Origin of the sequence: Bacillus sp. FSL R5-0593, assembly GCF_038603755.1 — a bacterium.
In the GTDB taxonomy this organism is placed as follows: domain Bacteria; phylum Bacillota; class Bacilli; order Bacillales; family Bacillaceae; genus Bacillus; species Bacillus velezensis.
Genome location: NZ_CP152011.1, coordinates 2089838 through 2115060, shown reverse-complemented (window position 1 = coordinate 2115060; position 25223 = coordinate 2089838). Strand labels below are relative to the sequence as shown.

Below are 25223 nucleotides of genomic sequence, written 5' to 3'. Positions count from 1 at the left end.
CGTTTTCTAAGTCCATAAACGACATATGAAGGAGAGGAAAAAATGATGTCGAGCGTAAAAAAAACAATTTGTGTATTATTGGTATGTTTCACAATGCTGTCCGTCATGCTCTTAGGACCGGGAGTTACTGAAGTTTCAGCAGCAAGTGATGCAACAGTTAATATATCTGCAGAAAGACAAGTGATTCGCGGTTTTGGAGGAATGAACCACCCGGCTTGGATTGGAGACTTGACTGCGGCTCAACGGGAGACCGCTTTTGGCAATGGACAGAATCAGTTAGGTTTTTCGGTCTTAAGAATTCATGTAGATGAAAATAGAAATAATTGGTACAAGGAAGTGGAGACTGCAAAGAGTGCGATCAAACATGGAGCAATCGTTTTTGCTTCCCCTTGGAATCCGCCAAACGATATGGTTGAGACTTTCAATCATAATGGTGACACAACAGCTAAGCGGCTGAGATACGATAAGTACGCCGCATACGCGCAGCATCTTAACGATTTCGTTAATTTCATGAAGAGTAATGGTGTGAATCTGTATGGGATTTCTATGCAAAACGAGCCTGATTACGCTCACGAATGGACATGGTGGACGCCCCAAGAAATCCTGCGTTTCATGAGAGAGAATGCCGGTTCCATTAATGCCCGCGTGATTGCGCCAGAATCATTTCAATACCTGAAAAATATATCAGACCCCATTTTGAACGATCCGCAGGCGCTTAGGAATATGGATATCCTCGGAACCCACCTGTACGGCACTCAGGTCAGTCAGTTTCCTTATCCTCTTTTCAAACAAAAAGGAGGAGGGAAAGAGCTATGGATGACGGAGGTATACTATCCGAATAGTGACAACAATTCAGCGGATCGCTGGCCTGAGGCTTTAGGTGTTTCAGAGCATATTCATCATTCAATGGTAGAGGGAGATTTTCAAGCTTATGTGTGGTGGTACATCCGCAGATCATACGGCCCTATGAAAGAAGATGGGATGATCAGCAAACGCGGATACAATATGGCTCATTTCTCAAAATTTGTGCGCCCAGGCTATGTAAGGATTGATGCAACGAAAAATCCTGAACCGAATGTTTACGTGTCAGCCTATAAAGGAGACAATAAAGTCGTGATTGTTGCCATTAATAAAAATAACACAGGGGTCAACCAAAACTTTGTGTTGCAGAATGGAACTGCTTCGCAAGTATCCAGATGGATCACGAGCAGCAGCAGCAATCTTCAACCTGGAACGGATCTCAAAGTAACGGACAATCATTTTTGGGCCCATCTTCCGGCTCAAAGCGTGACAACATTTGTTGTAAAGCGTTAAAGGCATCAGCATCGCAATAAGCCAATTTTCTTACTTGAAAAAGAAAATTGGCTTATTTTCTGTGGGAGAGAAGTGTTGATTTTTTTAACGATACACAGACATTGGGTATAATAATGACAATGACTTCAAGGAGTGATCAATATATGTCACGGCTTCACAGCAAAGTATTAATCATAGACGACGAAAAAGAAATTTTGGAACTGATCAAAACCGTATTAATAAGAGAAGGCATTGATCGCGTAGTGACCGCTTCGACTGCCCGTGACGGATTGGCTCAATTTCATCAAGAAAATCCCGATCTGGTGATATTGGATATCATGCTGCCAGACGGTGAAGGCTATGATATCTGCAAGCAAATAAGAGACATTTCACACGTTCCTATTATCTTTTTGTCTGCAAAGGGGGAGGAAACGGATAAAGTTGTAGGACTTGCCATCGGCGGGGACGACTACATTACAAAACCCTTCAGCCCTAAGGAAGTTGCATATCGAGTCAAAGCCCAGCTGAGACGGGTCTCTTACTTACAGCCTTCTCAAACCGGAACTGTAATAAAAAAAGGGCCATTTGAATTAAACCAACAACAAGCCGAGCTCACCAAAAATGGAGCGGCTATTGAGTTAACACCTAAAGAACTTATGCTTATGACCTATTTTCTGCAGCATCCCAATCGGGTGATCAGTAAAGAAACACTCTATCAAGCTGTATGGGGAGAAGATTTCTTCGGTTCTGACAACACGGTGATGGTTCATATACGCAGGCTCCGTGAGAAAATAGAAAACACCCCATCAAAACCAGACTTTCTCGTCACTGTGAAAGGGTTAGGCTACAAATTTGTTGTAAAGGATGCGTAAGGATGAATTGGCGATTAACAGGCAGATATATGGTCTCTGTCATTATCGTGACCATCATTACAGTCTTCATTAATTTATTTATTTTTATGTTTTGGCTCGTTTTCCAGGCGAACAGCCAACATGACGAAGAAAGTACACCGGAAACTTTCACAAGATCATTCCGACAATATGTCACGTTATCGAACAATGGTATCACAGTAAACAAAGAGGGCCAAAAAGCTTTAAAAGAGCAGAATGCATGGATTCAAATATTAGATGAAAACGGACAGGATGTTTATCATGATAGAGAACCTAAAGGACTGAAGAAAAAATATACGCCTATTGAAATTGTAAATTTACATAAATACAAGGATGAACGATTATTATCAACCATTTACGCCGGCGGAAAAAAAGTAAACGGCAAGGAGTACAGTTACTTTATAGGGTTTAAAAATCCCTCTCTCGGGAAATTTGTCCTCTCATATGATACCAAGGAATTTGTGACGAAGTTCAATGCAGGAACCATCATATTATTATCAATAGATGCATTGATCGCGTTACTCATTGGCTATCTATTCAGCCGGCAGCTCACAAAACCGCTCGGCCGTGTCATTCAAGGAATCCAGCGGTTAGCTAATGGAGATTATACGATCAAAATGAAATCCAAAGGCATTTATAAAGATGTCTTCTATAATGTCAATCACTTATCGGAACAACTATCTTCAAGCAAAAAAGAAAAAGACAAATTAGAGCAAATGCGTGAAGAGTGGATCAGTCATATTTCTCATGACATTAAAACACCATTAGCATCTATTCAAGGCTATGCAGAAATCATCAAAGATCCAAATTACCATCTCACAGTCGAACAGGTCAGAGAGTACGCCCAGATCATTGAGAGTAAATCCCTCTATATGAAAGATGTGATGGAAGATTTAAATTTAACGACAAGGCTGAAAAACAACGATGTGATGTTACATACAGAACGGGTAAACCTTGTATCGCTGCTGCGGGAAACGTTAATTGATATGTTAAACGATTCTAGATATGCGGATAAGTCCATTGAACTTCAAACGAACGTGGAAAAGCTGATGCTGAACCTTGATGCGATATTGATTAGGAGAGCGGTCACGAATCTCATTTTAAATGCCCTCGTTCACAATGATCCTGATGTGAAGATCGTTGTACGGCTTGAACAAAAAGAACGGACCCATGTGACAATTAAGGACAACGGCAAAGGGATAGAAGAAGAGGAGCTGGAAAAAGTGTTTGATCGCTATTACAGGGGCACAAATACAGGAACGACGCATGCAGGCTCTGGTCTTGGAATGGCCATAGCAAAGGATATTATCCAAAAGCACGGAGGGGATATCACCATTCACAGCACCGCGGGAGAAGGGACAAGGATAGATATACAATTATCATAATGGCTATACAAAAAAACGGTTCTGTTGATTAAAAACAGAACCGTTTTTTCCTATTGTTCCGAAAACACTTTGATTCCTTTGACAATGTTCCAAATGAAAAAATAGATCGCCACAAGGAATGTAACAGCATACGTCGCAAGCAGGAAAGGCCCGGCATGTCTGATATCATTCATACCAAGTAAACCTGAAGCGATGATGCCAATACCAAAAATCAAATAAGGAATCAGATGCGTCCACAAAGATTTTTTCGCATGATATTTCACATCATCCTGGCCTAAGAAATAGACGATAATCGGAAACAGAAACGGCGCAAAAAATATACTGAAGTAACATAATGAAGACAACATTTTATTTTCTCTCAAACCTTTTCACCTCTATGATTTATTGAAAGGGGAATTCTTCTGGCTGAATCCCTCACTGAAGTACAACCTTATTGTACAACTCGAACCTTAACCCGTATTAATCCGAACCTTACATCAACCTTAAATTAACAAGGACTCGTCTTCTTACAGCAATCAGCGTGTGTACGTTGGAAATACATTTAATTTTTCGATTCGATTGAAAAATGACGTGTAAAGTCCCGATTCAGCCCGGTTTTCTTTGTTCTATATGTGTCAGGTGTGTCTTATTCAATAGAGATAGAGCAAATTGACAGGCTTTTACACCTCCCAAAAACAAGAAATTAGGTTGATAGACAATCATGAGAAAGATTTTTACAATGAGTTCGAGCTCATAAGAAAGAGCCAAAATGATGCGAAGGAGGAAAAGATCAGATATGAAACGGTCAATTTCTATTTTTATTACGTGTTTATTGATTGCGGTATTGACAATGGGCGGCTTGCTGCCTTCGCCGGCATCAGCAGCAGAGACAAAAACGCCAGCAGCCAAGAATGGTCAGCTTAGCATAAAAGGTACACAGCTCGTAAACCGAGACGGTAAAGCGGTACAACTGAAAGGGATCAGTTCACATGGATTGCAATGGTATGGCGATTTCGTCAATAAAGACAGCTTAAAATGGCTGAGAGACGATTGGGGCATAACCGTTTTCCGCGCGGCGATGTATACGGCAGATGGCGGTTATATTGATAATCCGTCCGTGAAAAATAAAGTAAAAGAAGCGGTTGAAGCGGCAAAAGAACTTGGGATATATGTCATCATTGACTGGCATATCTTAAATGACGGCAACCCAAACCAAAATAAAGAGAAGGCAAAAGAATTTTTCAAGGAAATGTCAAGTCTTTACGGAAACACGCCGAACGTCATTTATGAAATTGCAAACGAACCAAACGGTGACGTGAACTGGAAGCGTGATATTAAACCGTATGCGGAAGAAGTGATTTCCGTTATCCGCAAAAATGATCCAGACAACATCATCATTGTCGGAACCGGTACATGGAGCCAGGATGTGAATGATGCTGCCGATGACCAGTTAAAAGATGCAAACGTCATGTACGCGCTTCATTTTTATGCCGGCACACACGGCCAATTTTTACGGGATAAAGCAAACTACGCACTCAGCAAAGGAGCGCCTATTTTCGTGACGGAATGGGGAACAAGCGATGCGTCTGGAAATGGCGGTGTATTCCTAGACCAGTCGCGGGAATGGCTGAATTATCTCGACAGCAAGAACATCAGCTGGGTGAACTGGAATCTTTCTGATAAGCAGGAATCATCTTCGGCTTTAAAGCCGGGAGCATCTAAAACAGGCGGCTGGCCGCTTACAGATTTAACTGCTTCAGGAACATTCGTAAGAGAAAACATTCGCGGCAACAAAGATTCAACGAAGGACGGCCCTGAAACGCCAGCACAAGATAACCCCACACAGGAAAAAGGCATTTCCGTACAATACAAAGCAGGGAATGGGAGTGTGAACAGCAACCAAATCCGCCCGCAGCTTCACATAAAAAATAACGGCAATGCGACGGTTGATTTAAAAGATGTCACTGCCCGTTATTGGTATAACGCGAAAAACAAAGGCCAAAACGTTGACTGTGACTACGCGCAGATGGGATGCGGCAATCTGACCCACAAGTTTGTGACGCTGCATAAACCTAAGCAAGGTGCAGATACCTATCTGGAACTGGGGTTTAAAAAAGGAACGCTGTCACCGGGAGCAAGCACAGGGAATATTCAGCTTCGTCTTCACAATGATGACTGGAGCAATTATGCACAAAGCGGCGATTATTCCTTTTTCCAATCAAATACGTTTAAAACAACGAAAAAAATCACATTATATCATCAAGGAAAACTGATTTGGGGAACAGAACCCAATTAGTTAAGTGGCGGACATCAGAAACGATGTCCGCTTTTGTCATCTTAAACAGCAATACAAGGAGGTTTACGGGGCGGATGAAACTCTGAAACAGTATATGGGCCTGTACAAATGTTGTTAGCAATCTCAAGAAAGCCAAGGAGTAGCTATGATTCACTGAACATATGATGTAATCGTTTCACAGTTTTGAAAAGCGTTTATAGCGCAATGTGTGTATTTCACATCCGCCACTTTTATTACGTAAGGGGGAACAAGAGAATGAAAAAGTATGACGCATTTCCAGAGCCAATTGGCGGCTATACTGTCGGCCGAACCCAGATGGATTTTGAGTACACGGCATCAGATCATACAAAAAGAGAACTGACGGCGTTTGTGTACTATCCGTCCGACAGCAGCGAAGGGAAGACTACATCAGCGTACATGTTTCCTGAAGTCTGCGAAATGCTTGATGAGCAGCCGCTTCTCACTGCGTTGAAGGATGCTTACTCTATAGATATCAAGACCCAATGTTACGACGGCCTTGCTCTCTCCGGGAAGGAAAAACGCTATCCGGTGTTATTTTATGTTTGCGGCGGGGGCGGTTCTCCAGAATGGGGTACAGTGATCTGTACAGACTTGGCAAGTATGGGATATGTTGTGGTAAGCATCGGCCATCAGAATAGCACGATGTATAAGCGTAAAGATGGGCGCCTGTTTAATGTATCAAAGGATTTTTCGGATATCATTATAGCGTTTTCTGAAGATCCGGAGATGCTGGCTTTGGCAGGTAAGATGGAGATGCGGCCCGACGATGAAACTGCCATTGAGATGTGCCAAAACGTGCTTACACTTCCGATACTTGACAAGTTAACAGAGTATAGTGAATTACAGGCAGAAGATGTAAGGTATGTAGCCGATTATCTTGTCAAATTGGACTCTGGAGAGCTGAATTCCATCTTTAAGGGCAGATTGTTGCTTGACATCGGCATGGGCATAGTCGGACATTCTTATGGAGGGCCTACGACGGCGATTGTTTGCCGGGACGACGAACGGTTCATCTGCGGGATTGGCTTGGATAGCGGTGCGTTCGGCCTTCAGGGCAGCGACCTTAAGAAACCCTTTTTGCTGCTGTTTTCTGAACCGAACTATAACATGAATGCGATCATTGGCGCTAACAATAGCATGGATACCTATTATTTCTCTGTTGATCGTGCTGCGCATTTAGATTACTGCGACATCGTGTTTACCAGTGTGAATGAGGAACTTAGAGGCGAACGGGATGCCATGGAGATGCGAAATCTTGTTACAGACTATACGAAGAACTTTTTTGATCATTACATACTGCAGAAGGCTGCAAGTGTGGAAAGTCTGGCATATGATGGCGTGGACTTGATCAAGAAGACCAGCAACAAGTGACATAACCGATTAAAATACTCAAACTGAAAAACCTTTATGACCAATTTAATTTATTAAGGACGTAGAGGTTTTTTAATATTACCTTATAAAAAGGGGATGCTCTTAGAATATAGATCCACTTTTATATTCTCTTCACAATCTCTAGTTTACATAATATATATTCTAGGAAGTTGAACAAAGAAATGAATTATCCGTCTCATAAATTAAGTATACTTTAGTTATTGAGACGGAAGAGAAATTTATAATGAACTAACCGTACATTGTGTTATTGCAGTCATTTCGTTACACGTATAAAAATGTTTGCAGCGTTAGGTTTGATTCAGCTTTGGCCTTTATCCGGAATGAGATCATTTTTAGGGACAGAAATAAAAAAACCATGTCTGGTACTTTGCCGCATCTTCCCTGCTTTTTTCCGACGAGTTTTTGCATCGGCTCCCCACATATGAGCAAGTATGACAGCCGCCAGCCAGAGCACTGCCGCGAAATAAAATCCGGCTCTGAGCCCAGCCAATCATTAAAAAATCCCGCAACCAAGGTCCTCCGAAAATACCGAGTGCATAAAGCGCCTGATATGCCCCATCGATGTTGCTCTCATGCCCGCCGGAACAGACTCAATCGACATTCCAAGCAGCACAGGAAAGATAATGCCGAGTGAAAACCTATTAAAAAACGTTTCCATCACCAGCGGAGCCAGTGCGTGCGGAATCATAGCGGTCGTTTTCATTTCGCGAATCATGAAAGACAGGCAAAGACCGAGGCCGCTCCCGATCCAAAATGCCGCGTGCCATCCCCATTCACTGACAACATAACCGCCTGATGAACAGGCAGCGCTGCAGCTAGTTATTTGCTTCGGTTACCTGCGGAAGCATGAGTGATCCGATAATGCACAGTTAAAAATTTCAGTCCGAACAGCCACATATGATGAACGGCCTTCAGGCTTGTTTCGCTCTGGGCTGAAATAAGAAATGTCTCTGCCAGCGGAAGATGACACGTCCCCCATTTCGTCTGCAGATAAATCCCTTCATCACCCGCTCCGCTTTTTCGCCGTCTGCTTGTCAAAACAAGATTCTGCTTACGCACATAAGGCTTTAAAATGCCCGTCATTTGGCCGTACGGCAGCGGAAGAGAGATATTCATGTATCCTTCCCCTTTTGCCCTGTACGCTGAATACAGCGCAGTAAAAACGGTTTCCTGCTTTTCATTTGTTCTGATCCACGCACGGACATTTTTTCTGCCGTCTTTATCAGAGTCAACTCCTATAATATCACTGTGCATGATATACCAATCCGGATTCATGGACAGGTGAATCTGCCCCGCTCTTCTGCTGAACGGCTCGTACACGCGCGCGAACGGACGAAACCATCTGCTCCACGTCACTTTTGCCATGATGTCATAATCAATTGTCTCTTCATAAAAGGAAATAACGGCCGGCGCCAGTTTTTCAGTTGAAAAGTCTTCAGAATGCAGTTCTCTCAGCTGATCCAGAAGGCCGGTATAATGGATGTCATTTGCTGCATGAATATCAGTCAAAAAGTCTTTGCCTATCGTTCTCTTCCCGTAAATACGGCTGAACGTTCTTTCACTGCCCTCATCAAACGGTCTCGGATTTTCCAACCTCCACCCCGCCAAAGCCGGAAGGATAACGCCGAATGCATTGACGGCCCCGTGAATCCAAATCATCTGGCTGATCGTGAGCGTTGCCTCCTCGCGGTAGACACCGTACGAATATATCAAAGAAAAAGCAATTGTGATCATTAACACAGCCGAAGAACTCCTGATCAAGATCCTGCCTGTTTTCGTAACAAACGGCGCCGTAAAGACGAGATATGCATTTACATACAGACCCGCCAGATACAGAGCGACAGCAATCACATCAAGTGTCTTTGAAAATGTAATCCCCAAGGCAATAAGGATCGGCGAAATCAAAATAATGACCGTGCTCCATCTGTAAAGAACCCGTTTCTCCCGTATGATCCTGCCGAGCAATCCGTTAAAGATCGGAATGAGGAAAGCGGAATAGTGAAAGTGCACCGCCGTCAGCAGAACGATAAGCGGGCCGAAATTCATGACGGGAATCTCAAGGACATATGCGAAGAACCAGAATCCGCCCCCGGCCAAATAAATGAAACCCGCCATAACAGACATCTCTTCTGTTCTGTGAATATTTGTTTTCATCAGCCGCCGGACAGCATACAGTGCCAGCCCAAGCGTATAAATGAGCCACACAAAGGCAAAAAAACTGAAGTCTGTGACAAGCGCAAGCACCGCACATAAAGCGGCAACAGGATAACTCCGTAATAACACATTCTCTAAGGTCTTTGACGGCCGAAAAGCAAAATCGAATACAGCGGGAACGAAAAAAAGTACGGAAAATAAAACAAACGTCTCAGCAGCTGATATATGCGGAGCTTCAGCCGCCGCAAATCCCAAAAAGCAAATCACGCTTACCATGAGATAACGCTTCAGCATGTTTCCCCCTCTGTTTCACGGAAAGTCCCCCGGTAAGAGAAAAGCGTGCCGAGTATCCGGTTTTTCACATGAACCTTTATGCTGAAGCAATCCATTTCCTCATCATAAGCCTCATAAACGGTTGAACTGCCGCACAGCCATGCCGGAAGCGGGATTTTCTTTCCGCCTATCAGGAGCCACTGCCTTCCGGATGTAATAACAAGCCCTCCGTCTGAAGACGCTTCTAAATGCAGTTCAGACAGTAGGATGTGAGGTTTGCCGAAGTAATCAAGAATTCTGTTTTCCCGCTCATCATATTCCATGACCGCATCAAAAAAACGCGTTTTGCTTTTAAAGAAAAAGGTACGATTCCATTCCACGCCATTTTGCCTGTTTTTGTTTTCGATAGTGAAAGGGATATCGTTTCCCCTCTCTGAGAAAAAACATCTGAAAAAAACACCTGTCTTTAAAAGCATTCTGACAAGAAAAGAACCTCCCTTTATTTCTGACATAACGCCTTCTCCGCAAAACGTGCGTGATCCGTCAAATCTGTACCGTTTCTGCAGCATCGGGTGCAGTGATTGATAATGAGTAATCGCTTTTTCATACATTGAATCCGTCATTTCACTTCTCTCTTTCGTTTTGTATGCCAGGCGCTCGGCAGCTTGAGCTTAAGAATCATTGCGGCTATCGTAAGCACTCCTAATGAGATCACGAATCCGCCGCCCGAATATAGCAGTGCCGTTACACAAAAGAAGACTGACTGCCCGGTGTGAATCAGCCACTTTCTCCGCATGGGAAGCAGCCATAATACCCCTAACCCTGTCTCCAGCGCTCCCCTCACGATCTCTGCATCGGCACAGCCATCATGAAAGCCTTGAAAAAACCAATACAGACTGAATACGAGACACATAAAGACATAGACAAACCCGAAACGGACTGATATCTTCGGATGTCTGTTTTGTTCTATCCAAAGCCGCAACGCATCAAAGCTCCATGCGGTAGCCCAGCTTAGCAGAGGACGAAATAAAAACCGGTCTATCCAACTTCCCGGCAGACCGCGGGCCGTTTCATATTGATATTGAGTCAAAAATGCGGTTTGTCCGTTATCCCGCTCTATATACTTCCAGTAGCCCCTGCCTTCTTTTATAAGTGACAGCGGATGATCAGAGGCAAAAGCGAGCGAAGACACTCTTTCTGACGAGCGAGACCTTATGTCACCTATTGATTCGCCCGTGCCGGATACCTTCAGCCCAAAACCGATTCGGGTTTCATATAGAAATCTCTGCGGTTCATCTGGCAGCCTATGAAGATATGTAATGTCAGAAAACCGCAGATCCCATTCCTTATGAAGATGCGGGTTTTGCGTATATTCCCAAAGCGTTTCTATATCAGATGCAATATTGATTTCGACATATATCGGCTTCTGTTTCATGCCCCCTCCTCTTCCCTTCTTTTGTAAACAATTCCTATATTATCATAGGAACAGATCAAGCGGCAGGACAGCCTCAGTGGCTTTGATGACTTATGAATAAGGTATCGTGTCTTTTTTATCTTCAGAAGCGGTTTGAATGATAATCGGGCGCACGAAACGGATTACCGCAGCCGAGGCCAAAACGGCTAATCCGCCTGCAAGCAAAAACGCCCCGGAGAATGATCCGCTTTTGTCCGCGATAAAGCCGGTTAAAGCAGGCCCGATAATACCGGCCGTGTTTGCAAGAAAATGCATAAAGCCGCCGACTGATCCGACATTCCTTTGATCAACCACATCATGAATCACCGCCCAATAGATAGAGCCCGTTATATATAAAAAGAAGACTGATAAAGCAACGAGAATAACGGCACTTACGGTAGTGGTAACAAGTCCGGCAAATCCGATCAGTACAGCGGAAGCGAACAAACAAGTGACAAGAATGACTTTCCGTGAGAACAAAACCCCTTTTCCGGCAGTTTTTTTGAATACATAATCAGAAATCATTCCGCCTGCCGCCAAACCGATAAATCCAAGAATCCAGGGAATAACAGTCACCACGCTCATAAATTCAACACTTAAACCGCGTTCTTTCACCAGATAGCTCGGAAACCATGTTAAGAAGAAAAATAAGATGTAATTGTAAGCGAAAAAGGCAAAAGCCGTGAAGAGAACCGTTTTTTGTTTCAAATAAAAGGTCATCGGGATATGCTGCTCATGCGGTTGAATCTCCGCTTTCATTGCCGGGGCGTCTTCCGTCGGCGCCGGCCGTTCTTTGACAAATTTAAACCAGATGACCGCCCAGACTAAACCGATGATCATGATCAGGACAAAGGAAACTTTCCAGCTGAACGCCACAGCAATCATCCCGACAATCGGGCCGGAAATCGCCCCGCCGAGCGGCGTGCCGCTGTTTGTCAGGCCGATGACCGTAGCGCGCTGAGACGGAGGAAACCAATTGTTGACCATTTTGCTTATGGCAGCCGACAGCGGCCCCTCTCCCATACCGAATAAAACACGGATAATCAAAAGACTTACAAATCCGAAAGCAAGCGCAACCGCTCCGCTGAAAAGGGACCAAACGATCATCGCCGTACACAATGTCAATTTAGCCCCGTACCGGTCAGATGCAACACCGCCGAGAAAGTTAAACACAGCGTATCCGACAGAAAAACTGCTGAAAATCAGCCCCATTTGGGTTGCAGACAATGTGAGATCCTGCTGTATGAACGGCGCTGCAATAGACAGCGCTGAGCGGTCTAAATAGTTAATCACCCCGGCTGAAAATAAAAGAAGAATAATAGGGAATCTATCTTTTGAGAACATAAAATCCCCCTCTCATTTCATAATATTCAGATATTTAAATTGCCGGAGTAAACCGGTTTATGCAATGAAACCGGTTATCCGGATTGCCTTGCGAGCAGCGCCGGTTTATAGCGGTGAATCCGTTTTTCACCGCCATCTTTTTCTTGTATCTGGCGAAGAAGAAGGCTTCCCGCTTTTCGCGCCATTTTTGCCGCAGGCTGGACGATCGTCGTAATCGGAGGAGTAAAAAAACCCGCAAAAGGAACTTCATCAATTCCGATGACGGCTGCCTTATCCGGAATTGTCATATCATGCTCCTTCATATACTTCAGCACCTCAACAAGAACGATATCGTTTGCCGCCAATATCGCTTTCGGAGGCTCCTCAAGTGAGAACAGCTCTGACAAAACATTGGAAATATCAGCCGCATCGGCTGTTTTGATATATTCGTCCCGCACCATCATTCCGTGGCGGTCAAGCGCCTTTTTATACCCTTCAATCCTTTCTACCCTCGGACTGATTTCCCGAATAATGGACGTCGTAATAATCGCAATTCTCTTAATGCCGCTTTCGATAAACCGGTCAACGGCAAGACCGGCTGCATGATGGTTATCAAGCATCACTGTCGGAATCCCGAGTTCTTCAATGGTTCTGTCCATAAACACGACCGGAAACGTATCGCGTTTCATCTTTTCATATAAAGAGAGATTTTCGCCCGTCGGAAAAATAATAATTCCGTCCACCTGCTTAGCCCGCAGCATTTCAATATATTTCTTTTCTTTTTCCGGTTCATCATCCGCATTGCAGACAATAATATGAAATCCTTGTTCATGAAAATAGTCTTCCACCGCCCTGATGACCTGAGTGGAAAAAGTGTGAAGAATATTAGCCACCACCACACCTACTGTAAATGTTGATTTCTGTTTTAAGCTGCGGGCGACGAAATTCGGCTGATAGTTCAGCTCTTGAATGGCCGCTTCTATTTTTTGTTTCGTTTTCTCGCTCATATAGTCATAGCGCTGATTTAAAAATTGAGATACGGTGCTTTTAGATACGTTTGCATATTTCGCCACATCAGAAATTGTAATGGTTTTCATAGACTCATCCCCGTCTGCCTTCATTTTTCACTAGTATAAGTCAGAAGTAAATGGTTTACAATCTGACAGGGACATGGATTCTGTCATACTCCGGAATAAGCCATAAAACCTCCGTCGACGGGAACGGTGACCCCGGTGACAAAGCCTGAGCATGAATCATCCGAAAGCCACAGGAGCGTTCCCAGAAGGTCTTCCGGTTTCCCGAAACGTTTCATCGGTGTATGTGCCATAATCTTATTGGATCGGTCTGTCAGACTTTCATCTTCCTGTAATAACAACTCACGGTTTTGCGCTGTCAAAAAGAAACCCGGAGCGATGGCATTCACCCGCAGCCCTTTTTTTGCGAAATGAACAGCCATCCACATCGTAAAATTCTGAATCGCCGCCTTGGCCGCGCTGTAGGCGGGCACCTTTGTCATCGGTGTATACGCACTCATAGAAGAAATATTAATAATCGCGGGACATTCCGCCTTCAAAAGGTCTTTTCCAAACACTTGCGATGCCAGAAATGCACCGGTAAAGTTGGTTGAAAATACGCTGGAAAACCCCGTTTCGTCCATATCAAAAAATGATGTGCCCTGCTCATCCTCTTCATACGTCTCGCTGGCAGTGATCGCATCAGGGTGGTTTCCCCCGGCTCCGTTAATTAAAAGATTGACAGAACCGAACCGGCTGATAATCTCGTCTTTTGCCTTTTCGAGCGAATCACGGGCTGAAACATCAGCCGGTACAGAAACCGCGGTTCCTCCAGCATCAGCAATCTCGTTCGCCGCACGCTCTGCTTTATCAGCATTCCGGCTGACGATCGCAATTTTCATCCCCTGCCGTGAAAGCTCCTTTGCCATTGCTGAACAGAGAACACCGCTCCCGCCTGTTATGACAGCGGTTCTTCCTGATAAACGTTCATGAATCGGTCTCATCCCTTCACCTCTTTCTCATGAGACGAGAATGCATCCCACAGTCCGCTCAAGTACATAATTCCTAAGGCACGATCATATAAACCATAGCCCGGCCGGCATTGTTCGCCCCAGATATGACGGCCGTGATCAGGCCGTACATATCCTTTGTAGCCTTGGCCGTGCAATTCTTTTACCACACCGGTAATATCAATGGACCCATCACTGGTAAGATGCGAAGTTTCCGTAAAATCACCGTTATCGCAGATTTTCACATTTCGTATATGGGCAAACGGCGCAGCTCCCGCATAGTGTTTGGCGATCTTCACCATATCATTGGCGGGATCCGCTCCCATCGAACCCGTGCACAACGTAATACAGTTGGCGGGTGAATCTGAAATCTCTCGCAGCTTTTCATAACTTTTCTCACCGGTGATAATACGGGGCAGGCCAAAAATTGACCAGGGCGGATCATCCGGATGAATGGCCATTTGAATGCCGTGTTCCTCCGCTACAGGAAGGACTTCATGTAAAAAGAATTCTAGATTGGCCCAAAGCTGTTTTTCATCAACCGTTTGATAGGCCTCAAACAGTTCCTTGATCCGGGCCATTTTCTCCGGCTCCCACCCGGGAAGCGTCAAATCGGAAGATTCTTCAACTGTGCGGATCAGTTCCTCCGGAGGGAGACTTTCCACTTTCGCTTTTTCAAAAAACAAAGCGGTTGACCCATCTTCCAGCGCGCGGAACATATCGGTACGCGTCCAGTCAAATATCGGCATGAAATTGTAACAGATGACTTTCACGCCGAATTCGGACAGATTGCGAATGGTCTGTTTATAGTGCTCAATATATTGTCCGCGTTCTTCATGACCGAGTTTAATGGCTTCATGAACATTCACGCTTTCCACGACCTCTGCATGAAACCCATAGGATTGAATGTATCTGACTTCCGCTTCAATGTCCTCCTTTTCCCATACTTCGCCCGCGGGCTTCTGGTGAAGAGCCCAGACGATGCCTTTGACCCCGGGAATTTGTCTGACATGTTCAAGAGTCACCGTATCATTACCTTGGCCGTACCAGCGAAACGTGATATTCATGTTACACCCCCGTATATTCGTTTTTTCGGCAGACGTATTCTTTGCTTAGGGATACGGCAGCTTCATAGCCGCCCTTTTGATATGCTTTTGTCAAGTCGCTTCCCACACCGACCGCGACCGCTCCGGCAGAGAGCCAGTCATTCATGCTGTTTAATGAGATACCCCCGGTCGGCATAATGCGGACATTCGGCAGAGGGCCGTTGACCGACTTGATAAATGAAGGGTCAAACGAATTAGCGGGGAACAGCTTTACCACATCACATCCGGCTTCGAGCGCCAAAGCCATATCAGACACGCTCATGCATCCCGGAAGATACGGTACGCTGTACTGGTTGCATAGAGACGCTATCTCTTTTACAAAATGAGAGCTGACGATAAATGAGGCGCCTGATAAAATGGCGTGTCTCGCCGTTTCTGTATCCATTACAGAACCGGCTCCAAGAAGAATATCTTGATGCCGGAGTTCCTTAAAGACATCTTCGACTTCAGGAGTTGTGTATGTAAGCTCAATGGCGCTGATACCTCCTGAAATGGCCGCTTTTGAAACTTCAAGCGCCTCTTGGCTGTTTTGTCCCCTTATGACAGCCACCACTTGTGCATGCAGAAGTTTTTCGTAAATGGCGTACTTAGGCAGCATTCTCGCTCCTCCTTTAATCAAACGTAATGATTGCTTTTCCCGCCTTGCCCGGGTGCTGTTCGATCAACTGAAATGCTTGATGGACGTCATCTGCTGAAAATGTATGTGTAATAAGACCGCCGTGCGTTAACAGGCCTTTATTCAGTAAGTCTGTAATGTACGGAAACTGATTCGTCTGCAATCTTGAACCGGTTATCGTGACTTCCTTTTTTGTGATCGGAAGCTGAGAAATGCCGGCAGTCCTCTCATCAAAACCAAGCACAACCACATGACCGGCCGGAGACACCGCGTCAATGGACGTTTCAAACGTTGAGGGGAGACAGACGGCATCAATGACGACATTGGCGCCTTCATTTTTTGTCCATTCGTTCACCCGCAAAACGAGATCTTCTTTTTGCGCGTTGACGGTAACGTCCGCACCGTTTTTTTCAGCGAATGCCAAGCGTTCATCATTCAAGTCGGTTATCATGACGGAAGCGCCTTTGAACTTTGCCATTTTTAATATGCAGATTCCGATCGGTCCCGCTCCCTGAATCAAAACGGTATCTTCCTTCTCGACACGGCCTCTCCAAACGGCCTGGGCGCCGATCGTATATGGTTCTGCCATGACCGCTTCCTCCCAGGGCAGATCGGGGGAAACGGCATGCAGCTGCTTTTCCGGAACCACGATATATTCCCGCATCCCGCCATCTTCATGAACGCCGAACACCGAAAGCGCTTTGCAGACGTTCGGACGTCCTTTCCGGCAGGCATAGCATGTTCCGCAATAAGATATCGGTTCAACCACTACGCGGTCACCCGGCTTGAAACGCCGGACATGAGAACCGGTCTTTGCGACTTCCCCTGTGACTTCATGTCCGATTACTCTCGGCAAAGACGCTAACGGATTTGTCCCATGATAAATATGCAAATCTGATCCGCAAATTCCGACCCGCTTCACCTTGACAAGAACATCATCCGCGTGGACAACAGACGGTTTCTCACATTCCGTCACCACCAGATCAAATGCTTTCCGTACTTGAACCGCTTTCATTTTCTCACCCGCTTTTTAAGTTGTGCTTGCTACCGTTCAATCACAGTCTCTTTGTTTACAAATGACAGAACCTCTTCTAGATAGGGAAGCCCTTCATTGTCACCGGAAACTGTGGTGACGAGCGCACCGACCGCATTGGCAAACTCCAGACGTTTTTCCGGTTCAAAACCATGCAGATAACTGTACAGGTAGCCGGCATTAAAGCCGTCACCCGCTCCTACCGTGTCAACAGGCGCAACCTGGAAAGCCTCTTTGTGAACCCACTTATGATCATGATACAGCGCAGAACCTGCTTCACCGTCTTTTATGACAAGCTGACTGATTGAATAGGTCTCTGCAAACCGGGCTAATGCTTCATTTTCCCCTATACCTGTCAGCTGTTTCATTTCGTCCCGGCCCGCCAGAAGAATATCAGTATGCGGAAAGATTTGATGAAATGCCGCACGCGCCTCCTCAATCGTCCACAGCTTCAGCCTGATATTCGGATCAAAAGATACGGGAATCCCCCTTGCATTGGCGATGGAAAGCACCCTTTCAGCAATTTCAAGGTTTTTTTTATCAAGTGCGAGGAACACACCGGTAAGATGAACGATGTGAATGCCGGCAAACATATTCTCTGTTATATCTTCCGGTGCAAGAGTCAGAATTGGTGAATTGAAACGATAATAAAACGTCTTGCCTGAACCGTCATTTCTGATCTCTTTGACATTTAAAGATGTAGGAAAGCCTTCAACATAGGAGACGTCAGTCACATCAATTCCTTCTCCTTTGGCAAACTGATAGATCACTCTGCCGAACTCATCCTTCCCCAGTCTGCTGACCCACTTTGAGTGCAGATTCAATCTGGCGCATGCAATCGCAAAATTCAGTTCAGCTCCTCCTGCTTTTCGTTCAAAATGGGTAACAAAACGCAAAGGTCCTGTGCTTGCGGGATTTAAAGTGATCATCGCGTCACCGATCGTAAAAATGCCATAATCAGAAGCCACATCAATACTCCTTTCTTTTAAGACTAAATCGGTTTGGTAAACCGGTTTAGTAAAACTTTATATGAAAACCCTTACACACGCAAGAGAAAAATACAATAAATTCAAAAGAATCTGTTTTCAGTAAAAATAACCCGATTTTTCAAATAAAAAACCCCTCACAACAAAATGTAAGGAGTTTTTTGAAAATTATATGCATGTTTCCTCAGTTAGCAGTCTTACGTTCGGGGCTTGCACCTTCTTCTTCCGCCCATGTTTCAATATGCTTGAGCTCCGGGGTGTTCTCGGCTTTGAATACGGGATCAAGACCTTTTTTGCGCTGAGCGGCATAATCCTTATAGATCTTGTAGGCTACATTACTCAGCAGTAAGATTGCCACTAAGTTAATGAGAGCCAAGAGTCCCATAAACAAGTTTGCCATGTCCCAGACGATCTGGAAGTCAGCCAAACATCCGTACACCACCATCACTACAACGAATACGCGGTAAATATTAAGCCATGTTTTGCTTGTTTTAATAAATTCAATATTCGTTTCACCATAGTAATAGTTGCCGACGACAGAGCTGAATGCGAATAAAAACATCGCAATCGCAATAAATGTCGGCGCCCATCCGCCGAGGTGGTGCTGCAATGCGGTTTGTGTCACTTGGATGCCGTCGCCTTTAGGCGTAAAGCTGTACAATAAAATGATAAAGGCAGTCGATGTACAAACAATAAATGTATCAAAAAACACGCCGAGCGTCTGAATTAATCCCTGCTTAGCCGGATGCGAAACATGTGCAGCCGCTGCGGCATTCGGCGCGCTTCCCATACCCGCTTCGTTTGAAAACAGGCCGCGCTGCGCACCGATAATAATGATGCTTCCTAAGCTTCCGCCGACGATCTGCTCAAGACCGAACGCATTTTTCACAATCGCAGCAAACAGCTCAGGTACCGCCGTAATATTTACAATCACGACATACAGCGCAAGCAGAATATACAGTCCCGCCATAACCGGAACGATTAATTGCGAAACGGAAACAACACGTTTCAGACCGCCGAATATAATGAAAGCCGTTAATACAGCTAAAATGATTGCGATAACTGTTTTATTCACATGGAATGCTTCGTCAAACGCCACAGAAATCGTATTTGACTGCACGGCGTTAAAGATAAGTCCGAAAGAAACGGTAATCAATACGGCGAATAAAATACCGAGCCAGCGGGCGCCCAGTCCCTTAGCCATGTAATATGCCGGACCGCCGCGGAATTCGTCACCGGAACGCACTTTATACAGCTGCGCCAAGGTGCTTTCCACAAAGCTGGAAGCCATACCGACAATCGCTACGATCCACATCCAAAATACTGCGCCGGGACCGCCTGTTGCAATCGCCAGCGCGACGCCGGTCAAGTTTCCGGTTCCGACACGAGAAGCGGCCGAGATAAAGAATGCCTGCATTGAAGACACTCCTTTATTTCCTTGCGGCTTCTCCCCGACGATTCTGAACATTTCAATAAAGTATTGGAATTGAATAAAGCGAAAACGGAACGTAAAGTACAATCCGATCCCGACTAAAATATAAACAAGATACTTCCAAATAAAATCATTTGGAACATTTATGATTTCACTGATGAAAGCCTCCATGTTTAACCTCCCTTTTACATATCTTTTACTGTCATTTTTGCTGCATATGTTAGATCTTTTAACACAACGAGTATTATTATATCACAACAACAGTGGTTGAGAAGTTTTTTTAAGAAAATGTTTCGGTTTCTTCATCACGTCTTTTGCTGTCATGCCCCGTTTTTTATCTTACAGCCCGAAAAATGTTGTCACGTCATAAGGAATGCGTGCATATCATAACAAATAGGTCTTTAAGAAAAAAGAGATGAAAAGATGGATGGAATGGTATATACTTAACCAGGATAATAATTTTTTAAATTTAATAAATATGTTTACTTTACATTTAAATTAGGGTATTATAATAAAAATATTCAGACTTATGAAGGGGGGGAGAACATTTGAAAAAAATCTTGTTTTTAAAAGCTTCTATTTTATTTTTAGCGATTGCAAGCTTTCATTTGCTCTCCATTCCCCATGCGTTCGATACTGCTCATCATTTTAAAGCGGTAGCCGACCAGCAGGAAATGCACGAAATGAAGGCCGGCCAAAATGCTGATGATGAGAAAAAATCGCTGACGGGCTCATATATCTTGACGGCGCTTTTTGCCGCTTCTGTCTCACTGATCGTGATATCAGACAGGAGACGCCCCGCTTCCCGGAGAAGACAGCGAAAGAAAAGCTTTTTAATCGCTAAATTTTATCAGTCCTCGTATTTCGATGAGCTTCATGTTCAACATCGCCTATCTATGTAACATAAAATGAGGAGGTTGTTAAACATGTTGTTTATCTTACGAATGGTGATTTTAGGGTTGTTTTCATTCACTGCATTGAATTTATTTGTATGGCAGGGAATCGAAGTCATTCACGCTATCACTGACTTATTCGGCAGCCATGAAAGCTAAATAGTAAAACCTCCGCTCAATGAGCGGAGGTTTTTTATTTTCATTTTACTCTTAAACATCAGATGCGGGGATACGCCATACATCTGTTACCGGCCCTGTCTCATCTTCATCGGTAAAGAAGGAGCCGTTGCTGTATCGGTCATTCGCCCGCAAGGACTTCACGGCGATTTCGATTCTCTCGCCTTTTTCTGTTTCCGCAGCGATCATGTCGGCTAAAGCGCACGCGAATACGCCGACTGCGCGATGCGGGTTCTTTTTAAGCTCACGCAGCATGATGACACCGCGCTTCGCCCTGGATGTTTTTTCGAATTCAGATAGGTTCATCCGCTTGATTGCTCCCCGCTGTGTGACAAGGACAAGCGAATCTGTCTCATGCAGAATTTGTCCTGATACGACGGTATCACCGTCTTTTACATTTATGCCCTTTACGCCGGCCGCACGGGCACCGACTACATTTACTTCATCTTCACCGAACCATAAACCGTACCCGAGGCGGGTGGCGATAAACAGCTGGCTGCCGCCGTCTGTGACATGAACATCAATCAGCTCGTCGTCCCCTTTAAGGTTAAGGGCAACAAGCGCTTTCGAGTAACGCTGCGCTTTGTAATGCGTCATTTCAGTTCTCTTCACCATGCCGTTTTTCGTCATAAACAATAAATATGAAGATGGATCAAATTCTTTTACCGGTATAGCTTTCACGATGGTTTCATCACGGTCAATCGTGATGATGTTCGTTACGTGCTGCCCCATGTCTTTCCACCTGATATCGGGAAGCTGGTGAACCGGACAATAAACATAGCTTCCCTTATTGGTAAAGAGCAGGAGAACATCCGTTGTATTCATTTCAAATTGGTGAATCAGCCTGTCAGTATCCTTCATACCGAAATCCTGGCCGTTAGAAGCGGCAAATGACCGCTGACTTGTTCGTTTTACATAGCCGTCTTTTGTGACTGTCACATATACGTCCTCAGAGGCAACCATCACTTCAAGATTGATTTTAATTTCCTCAATCTTTTCTTCAATGACAGACCGTCTGCTGTCAGCATAGGTCTTTTTCAATTTTTTCAGGCTGCTTGTAATGACTTTTAACAGCTTTTTATCATGACTTAAAATGGCTTCGAGCTCCTGAATTTTCTTGCTGAGCTCTTCCGCTTCCTCTTTTAGCGCCGTAATATCCGTGTTTGTCAGACGATACAGCTGCAAGGATACGATCGCTTCGGCCTGCGGCTCCGTAAATGTGAATTTAGACATTAAGTTTTGTTTCGCATCTTTCTTGTCGCTGCTTGCCCGGATGACGGCTATGACCTCATCTAACACAGACAGTGCCTTCATCAGTCCTTCAACGATGTGGTGCCGCTCTTTTGCTTTTTGCAATTCAAAGACGGAGCGGTTTGTCACCACTTCCTTCTGGTGGGAAATATACGCATCCAGGATGGCCGTAAGACTCATCAGCATCGGCCGGCGGTTATGTATGGCGACCATATTAAAGTTATAAGTTGTCTGCAGATCAGTGTTTTTATATAAGAAATTCAGGATGCCTTTTGCATCGGCTTCTTTCTTTAACTCAACGACCACCCGAAGCCCCGTGCGGTCAGTTTCATCCCGGACTTCAGAAATGCCTTCGACTTTTTTGTCTATGCGGTATTCGTCCATTTTCTTTACGAGATTGGCTTTGTTTACTTCAAACGGAATTTCTGTAATGACGATCTGCTCCCGTCCGCCTCTTACGGATTCCACTTCAGCCTTGCCGCGGATAATAATTTTGCCTTTCCCGGTTTCATAAGCCTTCCGAATGCCGTCGACTCCTTGAATAATGCCTCCTGTCGGAAAGTCAGGCCCTTTAATCACCTGCATCAAGTCATCGACGGTGCAATCCGGAGATTCAATCCGTTTAATGACGGCATCAATGACCTCACCCAGATGATGAGGGGGAATATCAGTCGCATAGCCCGCTGAAATTCCGGTTGATCCGTTGACAAGCAAGTTAGGGAACATGGCGGGCAAAACAACCGGTTCTTTACTAGTGTCATCAAAGTTCGGAACGAATTCAACCGTATTTTTATCGATGTCACGCAAAAGCTCTGACGCGATAGAAGACAATCTCGCTTCCGTATAACGCATGGCAGCCGGCGGATCACCGTCAATGCTTCCATTGTTGCCGTGCATCTCAATCAGCACATTCCGCACTTTCCAATCCTGGCTCATCCGCACCATCGCTTCATAAACAGAGCTGTCACCGTGCGGATGATAATTACCGATAACGTTTCCGACCGTTTTCGCCGCTTTACGGAAATTTTTATCGAATGTATTTCCGTCCGCGTGCATGGCGTATAAAATTCTCCGCTGCACCGGCTTTAAACCGTCACGAGCGTCGGGCAGCGCCCTGTCTTGAATAATGTATTTACTGTAGCGTCCGAAACGGTCGCCGATTACTTCTTCTAACGGTAAATCATGAAATAATTCTGGCTGTGCCACTATTAAACCTCCTCAGCGACCGACAAGTTTTCATTTTCTAAAATATTGCTTTCCTCATCTAATCCGAAGGCAACATTTTTTTCAATCCATTTTCTTCTCGGTTCTACTTTGTCTCCCATTAATGTCGTTACACGGCGCTCTACCCGTGCCGCATCGTCGATCTTGACTCTGACGAGCGTTCGCGATTCGGGATTCATCGTCGTTTCCCAGAGCTGGTCTGCGTTCATTTCTCCCAACCCTTTATAGCGCTGGATGGTATACCCTTTGCCGACTTTCTTTAAAACGCCGTCCATTTCTTCGTCGGACCAAGCATATTCAATAATCTCTTTCTTACCGCTTCCTTTGCTCACTTTGTAAAGAGGCGGAAGGGCGATGAAGACTTTTCCGTGCTCGATTAAAGGTTTCATATAGCGGTAGAAAAACGTTAACAGCAAGACTTGAATGTGCGCGCCGTCGGTATCCGCGTCCGTCATGATGATGATCTTGTCATAATTGATGTCGTCTATCTCAAAATCTGCGCCGACACCGCCTCCGATCGCATGAATAATTGTATTGATTTCTTCATTTTTGAAGATGTCTGCAAGCTTTGCTTTCTCTGTGTTGATGACCTTTCCGCGAAGGGGCAGCACGGCTTGGAACTTCCGGTCTCTTCCCTGTTTTGCAGAACCTCCCGCAGAGTCTCCCTCCACAAGATACAATTCATTCTTCGCCGGATTTCTGGAACCGGCCGGTGTGAGTTTTCCGCTCAGCGTCGCTTCTGATTTTTTGCGTTTTTTGCCGCTTCTCGCTTCTTCTCTCGCTTTACGGGCCGCTTCACGGGCCTGGCTTGCTTTAATCGCTTTTTTGACAAGCAGGGTTGCCGTATCGCGGTTTTCTTCCAGGAAATAAGCAAGATTCTCGGAAATGACGGCATCCGCGGCGGATCTCGCCTCACTTGTGCCAAGCTTCCCTTTCGTCTGGCCTTCAAATTGCAGCAGTTCCTCCGGGATACGCACGGAAATAATTGCGGACAAACCTTCCCTGATATCGGCGCCTTCAAGGTTCTTGTCTTTCTCTTTTAAAAGGGCGACCTTTCGCGCATACTCGTTAAACGCTCTTGTCATTGCCGTTTTGGCTCCTGATTCGTGGGTGCCGCCGTCCTTTGTTCTGACGTTATTAACGAATGACAGCATATTTTCTGAATACCCGTCATTAAACTGAAACGCGAAATCGACTTCAATGTCATGATGCTCGCCTTCAAAGGAAACCACTTCGCATAAAGCGTCTTTTTCCTCGTTTAGATAAGCGACAAATGCTTCAATTCCGTTCTCATAATAAAATACTTCCTTTACGCCGTTCCGTTCATCAATTAATTCTATTTTCAAACCTTTTAACAAGAAAGCCGATTCGCGCAGACGTTCTGACAGCGTGTCAAAATTATAAACCGTTGCGCTGAACATTGACGGATCAGGTTTAAAATGGGTAAGCGTTCCCGTTTTTTTGGTCGTTCCGATTTTTTCAAGTGAAGTCACGGGCTTGCCGCCGTTTTCAAACCGCTGTTTATACACATATCCGTCACGCTCAATAGTAACCGTCAGCCACTCCGATAATGCGTTTACGACAGATGCGCCGACACCATGCAGACCGCCGCTTGTTTTATAGCCGCCCTGTCCGAATTTCCCCCCGGCATGCAGCACGGTGAAAATAACTTCCGGCGTCGGCTTTCCTAGCTTATGCATCCCGGTCGGCATTCCGCGTCCTCTGTCCTGTACAGAGATGCTGTTGTCCTTATGTATCGTTACGATAATATGATCTCCGTAGCCGGCAAGAACTTCATCGACGGAATTGTCGACGATCTCATATACCAGATGGTGCAGGCCGCGTGCGTCCGTCGAACCGATGTACATTCCCGGTCGTTTTCTGACGGCTTCCAGGCCTTCAAGCACCTGTATGGCATCTTCGTTGTAATCAAATTGCTGTTTTCTAGCCAAACGTACAAACCCCTTTCAAAAAACCTGCTCTTAATCATTTTCTTTTTTAAATGTTTTCATGTCTTTGTTTT

At 45.0% G+C, this 25223-nt stretch carries 22 protein-coding genes; 7 read left to right on the top strand and 15 right to left on the bottom strand.

The window, feature by feature from the left end:
• Positions 1 to 42: 42 nt before the first annotated feature.
• The 3 genes from NYE36_RS10610 to NYE36_RS10600 all read left to right on the top strand — a co-directional run bounded on the left by NYE36_RS10610 (position 43) and on the right by NYE36_RS10600 (position 3568).
• Positions 43 to 1314: a glycoside hydrolase family 30 beta sandwich domain-containing protein gene (locus tag NYE36_RS10610; RefSeq protein WP_094032673.1), complete on the top strand. Its 1272-nt coding sequence runs from the start codon at positions 43 to 45 to the stop codon at positions 1312 to 1314.
• A 143-nt stretch (positions 1315 to 1457) separates the two neighbouring features.
• A complete protein-coding gene (locus NYE36_RS10605) occupies positions 1458 to 2165 on the top strand; it encodes a response regulator transcription factor (RefSeq protein ID WP_094032674.1) in 708 nt (235 codons plus the stop codon).
• 2 nt (positions 2166 to 2167) lie between these two features.
• Positions 2168 to 3568 carry a HAMP domain-containing sensor histidine kinase gene (locus NYE36_RS10600; protein ID WP_094032675.1) on the top strand — a complete coding sequence of 467 codons (1401 nt, stop codon included), beginning with the start codon at positions 2168 to 2170 and terminating at the stop codon, positions 3566 to 3568.
• A 50-nt stretch (positions 3569 to 3618) separates the two neighbouring features.
• Here the strand turns inward: NYE36_RS10600 and NYE36_RS10595 are convergent, their stop codons facing one another.
• Positions 3619 to 3930, bottom strand: coding sequence for a DUF4870 domain-containing protein (locus NYE36_RS10595; protein WP_007410147.1), 312 nt, complete (start codon positions 3928 to 3930; stop codon positions 3619 to 3621).
• 413 nt (positions 3931 to 4343) lie between these two features.
• Between NYE36_RS10595 and NYE36_RS10590 the strand changes: the two genes are divergently transcribed.
• Together NYE36_RS10590 and NYE36_RS10585 are read left to right on the top strand one after the other, a co-directional pair.
• Positions 4344 to 5843, top strand: coding sequence for a cellulase family glycosylhydrolase (locus NYE36_RS10590; protein ID WP_265450940.1), 1500 nt, complete (start codon positions 4344 to 4346; stop codon positions 5841 to 5843).
• A 255-nt stretch (positions 5844 to 6098) separates the two neighbouring features.
• Entirely contained in the window at positions 6099 to 7235 is a 1137-nt protein-coding gene (locus NYE36_RS10585; RefSeq protein WP_227050980.1) for a choline esterase, read from the top strand.
• Between the two features lie 514 nt (positions 7236 to 7749).
• Here NYE36_RS10585 and NYE36_RS10580 read toward each other — a convergent pair.
• The 12 genes from NYE36_RS10580 to NYE36_RS10525 all read right to left on the bottom strand — a co-directional run bounded on the left by NYE36_RS10580 (position 7750) and on the right by NYE36_RS10525 (position 19826).
• The gene (locus NYE36_RS10580) at positions 7750 to 7959 is read right to left on the bottom strand and encodes a hypothetical protein (protein ID WP_022537143.1); all 210 of its coding nucleotides are present in this window, start codon (positions 7957 to 7959) and stop codon (positions 7750 to 7752) included.
• Between the two features lie 116 nt (positions 7960 to 8075).
• On the bottom strand, positions 8076 to 9704 hold the full coding sequence (locus tag NYE36_RS10575) for a YndJ family protein (protein ID WP_047935761.1): 1629 nt from the start codon (positions 9702 to 9704) through the stop codon (positions 8076 to 8078).
• Positions 9698 to 10306, bottom strand: a complete 609-nt coding sequence (locus NYE36_RS10570) for a DUF4166 domain-containing protein (protein ID WP_047935759.1) — start codon at positions 10304 to 10306, stop codon at positions 9698 to 9700. Before NYE36_RS10570 ends, NYE36_RS10575 begins: the two co-directional genes overlap by 7 nt.
• The gene (locus NYE36_RS10565) at positions 10303 to 11118 is read right to left on the bottom strand and encodes a hypothetical protein (RefSeq protein ID WP_007410155.1); all 816 of its coding nucleotides are present in this window, start codon (positions 11116 to 11118) and stop codon (positions 10303 to 10305) included. Before NYE36_RS10565 ends, NYE36_RS10570 begins: the two co-directional genes overlap by 4 nt.
• Positions 11119 to 11208: 90 nt before the next feature.
• Complete coding sequence (locus NYE36_RS10560) at positions 11209 to 12480, bottom strand: MFS transporter (protein ID WP_032871580.1); 1272 nt, start codon at positions 12478 to 12480, stop codon at positions 11209 to 11211.
• Between the two features lie 74 nt (positions 12481 to 12554).
• Positions 12555 to 13556 carry a substrate-binding domain-containing protein gene (locus NYE36_RS10555; RefSeq protein ID WP_094032680.1) on the bottom strand — a complete coding sequence of 334 codons (1002 nt, stop codon included), beginning with the start codon at positions 13554 to 13556 and terminating at the stop codon, positions 12555 to 12557.
• 83 nt (positions 13557 to 13639) lie between these two features.
• The gene (locus tag NYE36_RS10550; protein WP_094032681.1) at positions 13640 to 14476 is read right to left on the bottom strand and encodes an SDR family oxidoreductase; all 837 of its coding nucleotides are present in this window, start codon (positions 14474 to 14476) and stop codon (positions 13640 to 13642) included.
• Positions 14473 to 15549, bottom strand: coding sequence for a mannonate dehydratase (gene uxuA / locus NYE36_RS10545; RefSeq protein WP_094032682.1), 1077 nt, complete (start codon positions 15547 to 15549; stop codon positions 14473 to 14475). The genes NYE36_RS10550 and uxuA overlap by 4 nt, the downstream gene beginning before the upstream one ends.
• A gap of 1 nt (position 15550) precedes the next feature.
• Positions 15551 to 16186 carry a bifunctional 2-keto-4-hydroxyglutarate aldolase/2-keto-3-deoxy-6-phosphogluconate aldolase gene (locus NYE36_RS10540; RefSeq protein WP_012117658.1) on the bottom strand — a complete coding sequence of 212 codons (636 nt, stop codon included), beginning with the start codon at positions 16184 to 16186 and terminating at the stop codon, positions 15551 to 15553.
• Positions 16187 to 16199: 13 nt separating this feature from the next.
• Positions 16200 to 17219 (bottom strand): zinc-binding alcohol dehydrogenase family protein, encoded by a 1020-nt coding sequence (locus tag NYE36_RS10535; RefSeq protein WP_015417554.1) that lies wholly within the window; start codon positions 17217 to 17219, stop codon positions 16200 to 16202.
• Positions 17220 to 17248: 29 nt separating this feature from the next.
• Positions 17249 to 18205, bottom strand: a complete 957-nt coding sequence (locus NYE36_RS10530) for a sugar kinase (protein ID WP_033574810.1) — start codon at positions 18203 to 18205, stop codon at positions 17249 to 17251.
• Positions 18206 to 18407: 202 nt separating this feature from the next.
• On the bottom strand, positions 18408 to 19826 hold the full coding sequence (locus NYE36_RS10525) for an alanine/glycine:cation symporter family protein (RefSeq protein ID WP_015417552.1): 1419 nt from the start codon (positions 19824 to 19826) through the stop codon (positions 18408 to 18410).
• A 377-nt stretch (positions 19827 to 20203) separates the two neighbouring features.
• Here NYE36_RS10525 and NYE36_RS10520 point away from each other — a divergent pair, with 377 nt between their 5' ends.
• Positions 20204 to 20557, top strand: a complete 354-nt coding sequence (locus NYE36_RS10520; protein ID WP_003153956.1) for a hypothetical protein — start codon at positions 20204 to 20206, stop codon at positions 20555 to 20557.
• Positions 20558 to 20581: 24 nt separating this feature from the next.
• On the top strand, positions 20582 to 20707 hold the full coding sequence (locus NYE36_RS10515) for a hypothetical protein (protein ID WP_003153957.1): 126 nt from the start codon (positions 20582 to 20584) through the stop codon (positions 20705 to 20707).
• Between the two features lie 51 nt (positions 20708 to 20758).
• Here NYE36_RS10515 and parC read toward each other — a convergent pair whose 3' ends face one another.
• Positions 20759 to 23182 (bottom strand): DNA topoisomerase IV subunit A, encoded by a 2424-nt coding sequence (gene parC / locus NYE36_RS10510; RefSeq protein ID WP_015417551.1) that lies wholly within the window; start codon positions 23180 to 23182, stop codon positions 20759 to 20761.
• A 2-nt stretch (positions 23183 to 23184) separates the two neighbouring features.
• Positions 23185 to 25152 carry a DNA topoisomerase IV subunit B gene (parE, locus tag NYE36_RS10505; RefSeq protein ID WP_007611767.1) on the bottom strand — a complete coding sequence of 656 codons (1968 nt, stop codon included), beginning with the start codon at positions 25150 to 25152 and terminating at the stop codon, positions 23185 to 23187.
• Positions 25153 to 25223: the final 71 nt, after the last annotated feature.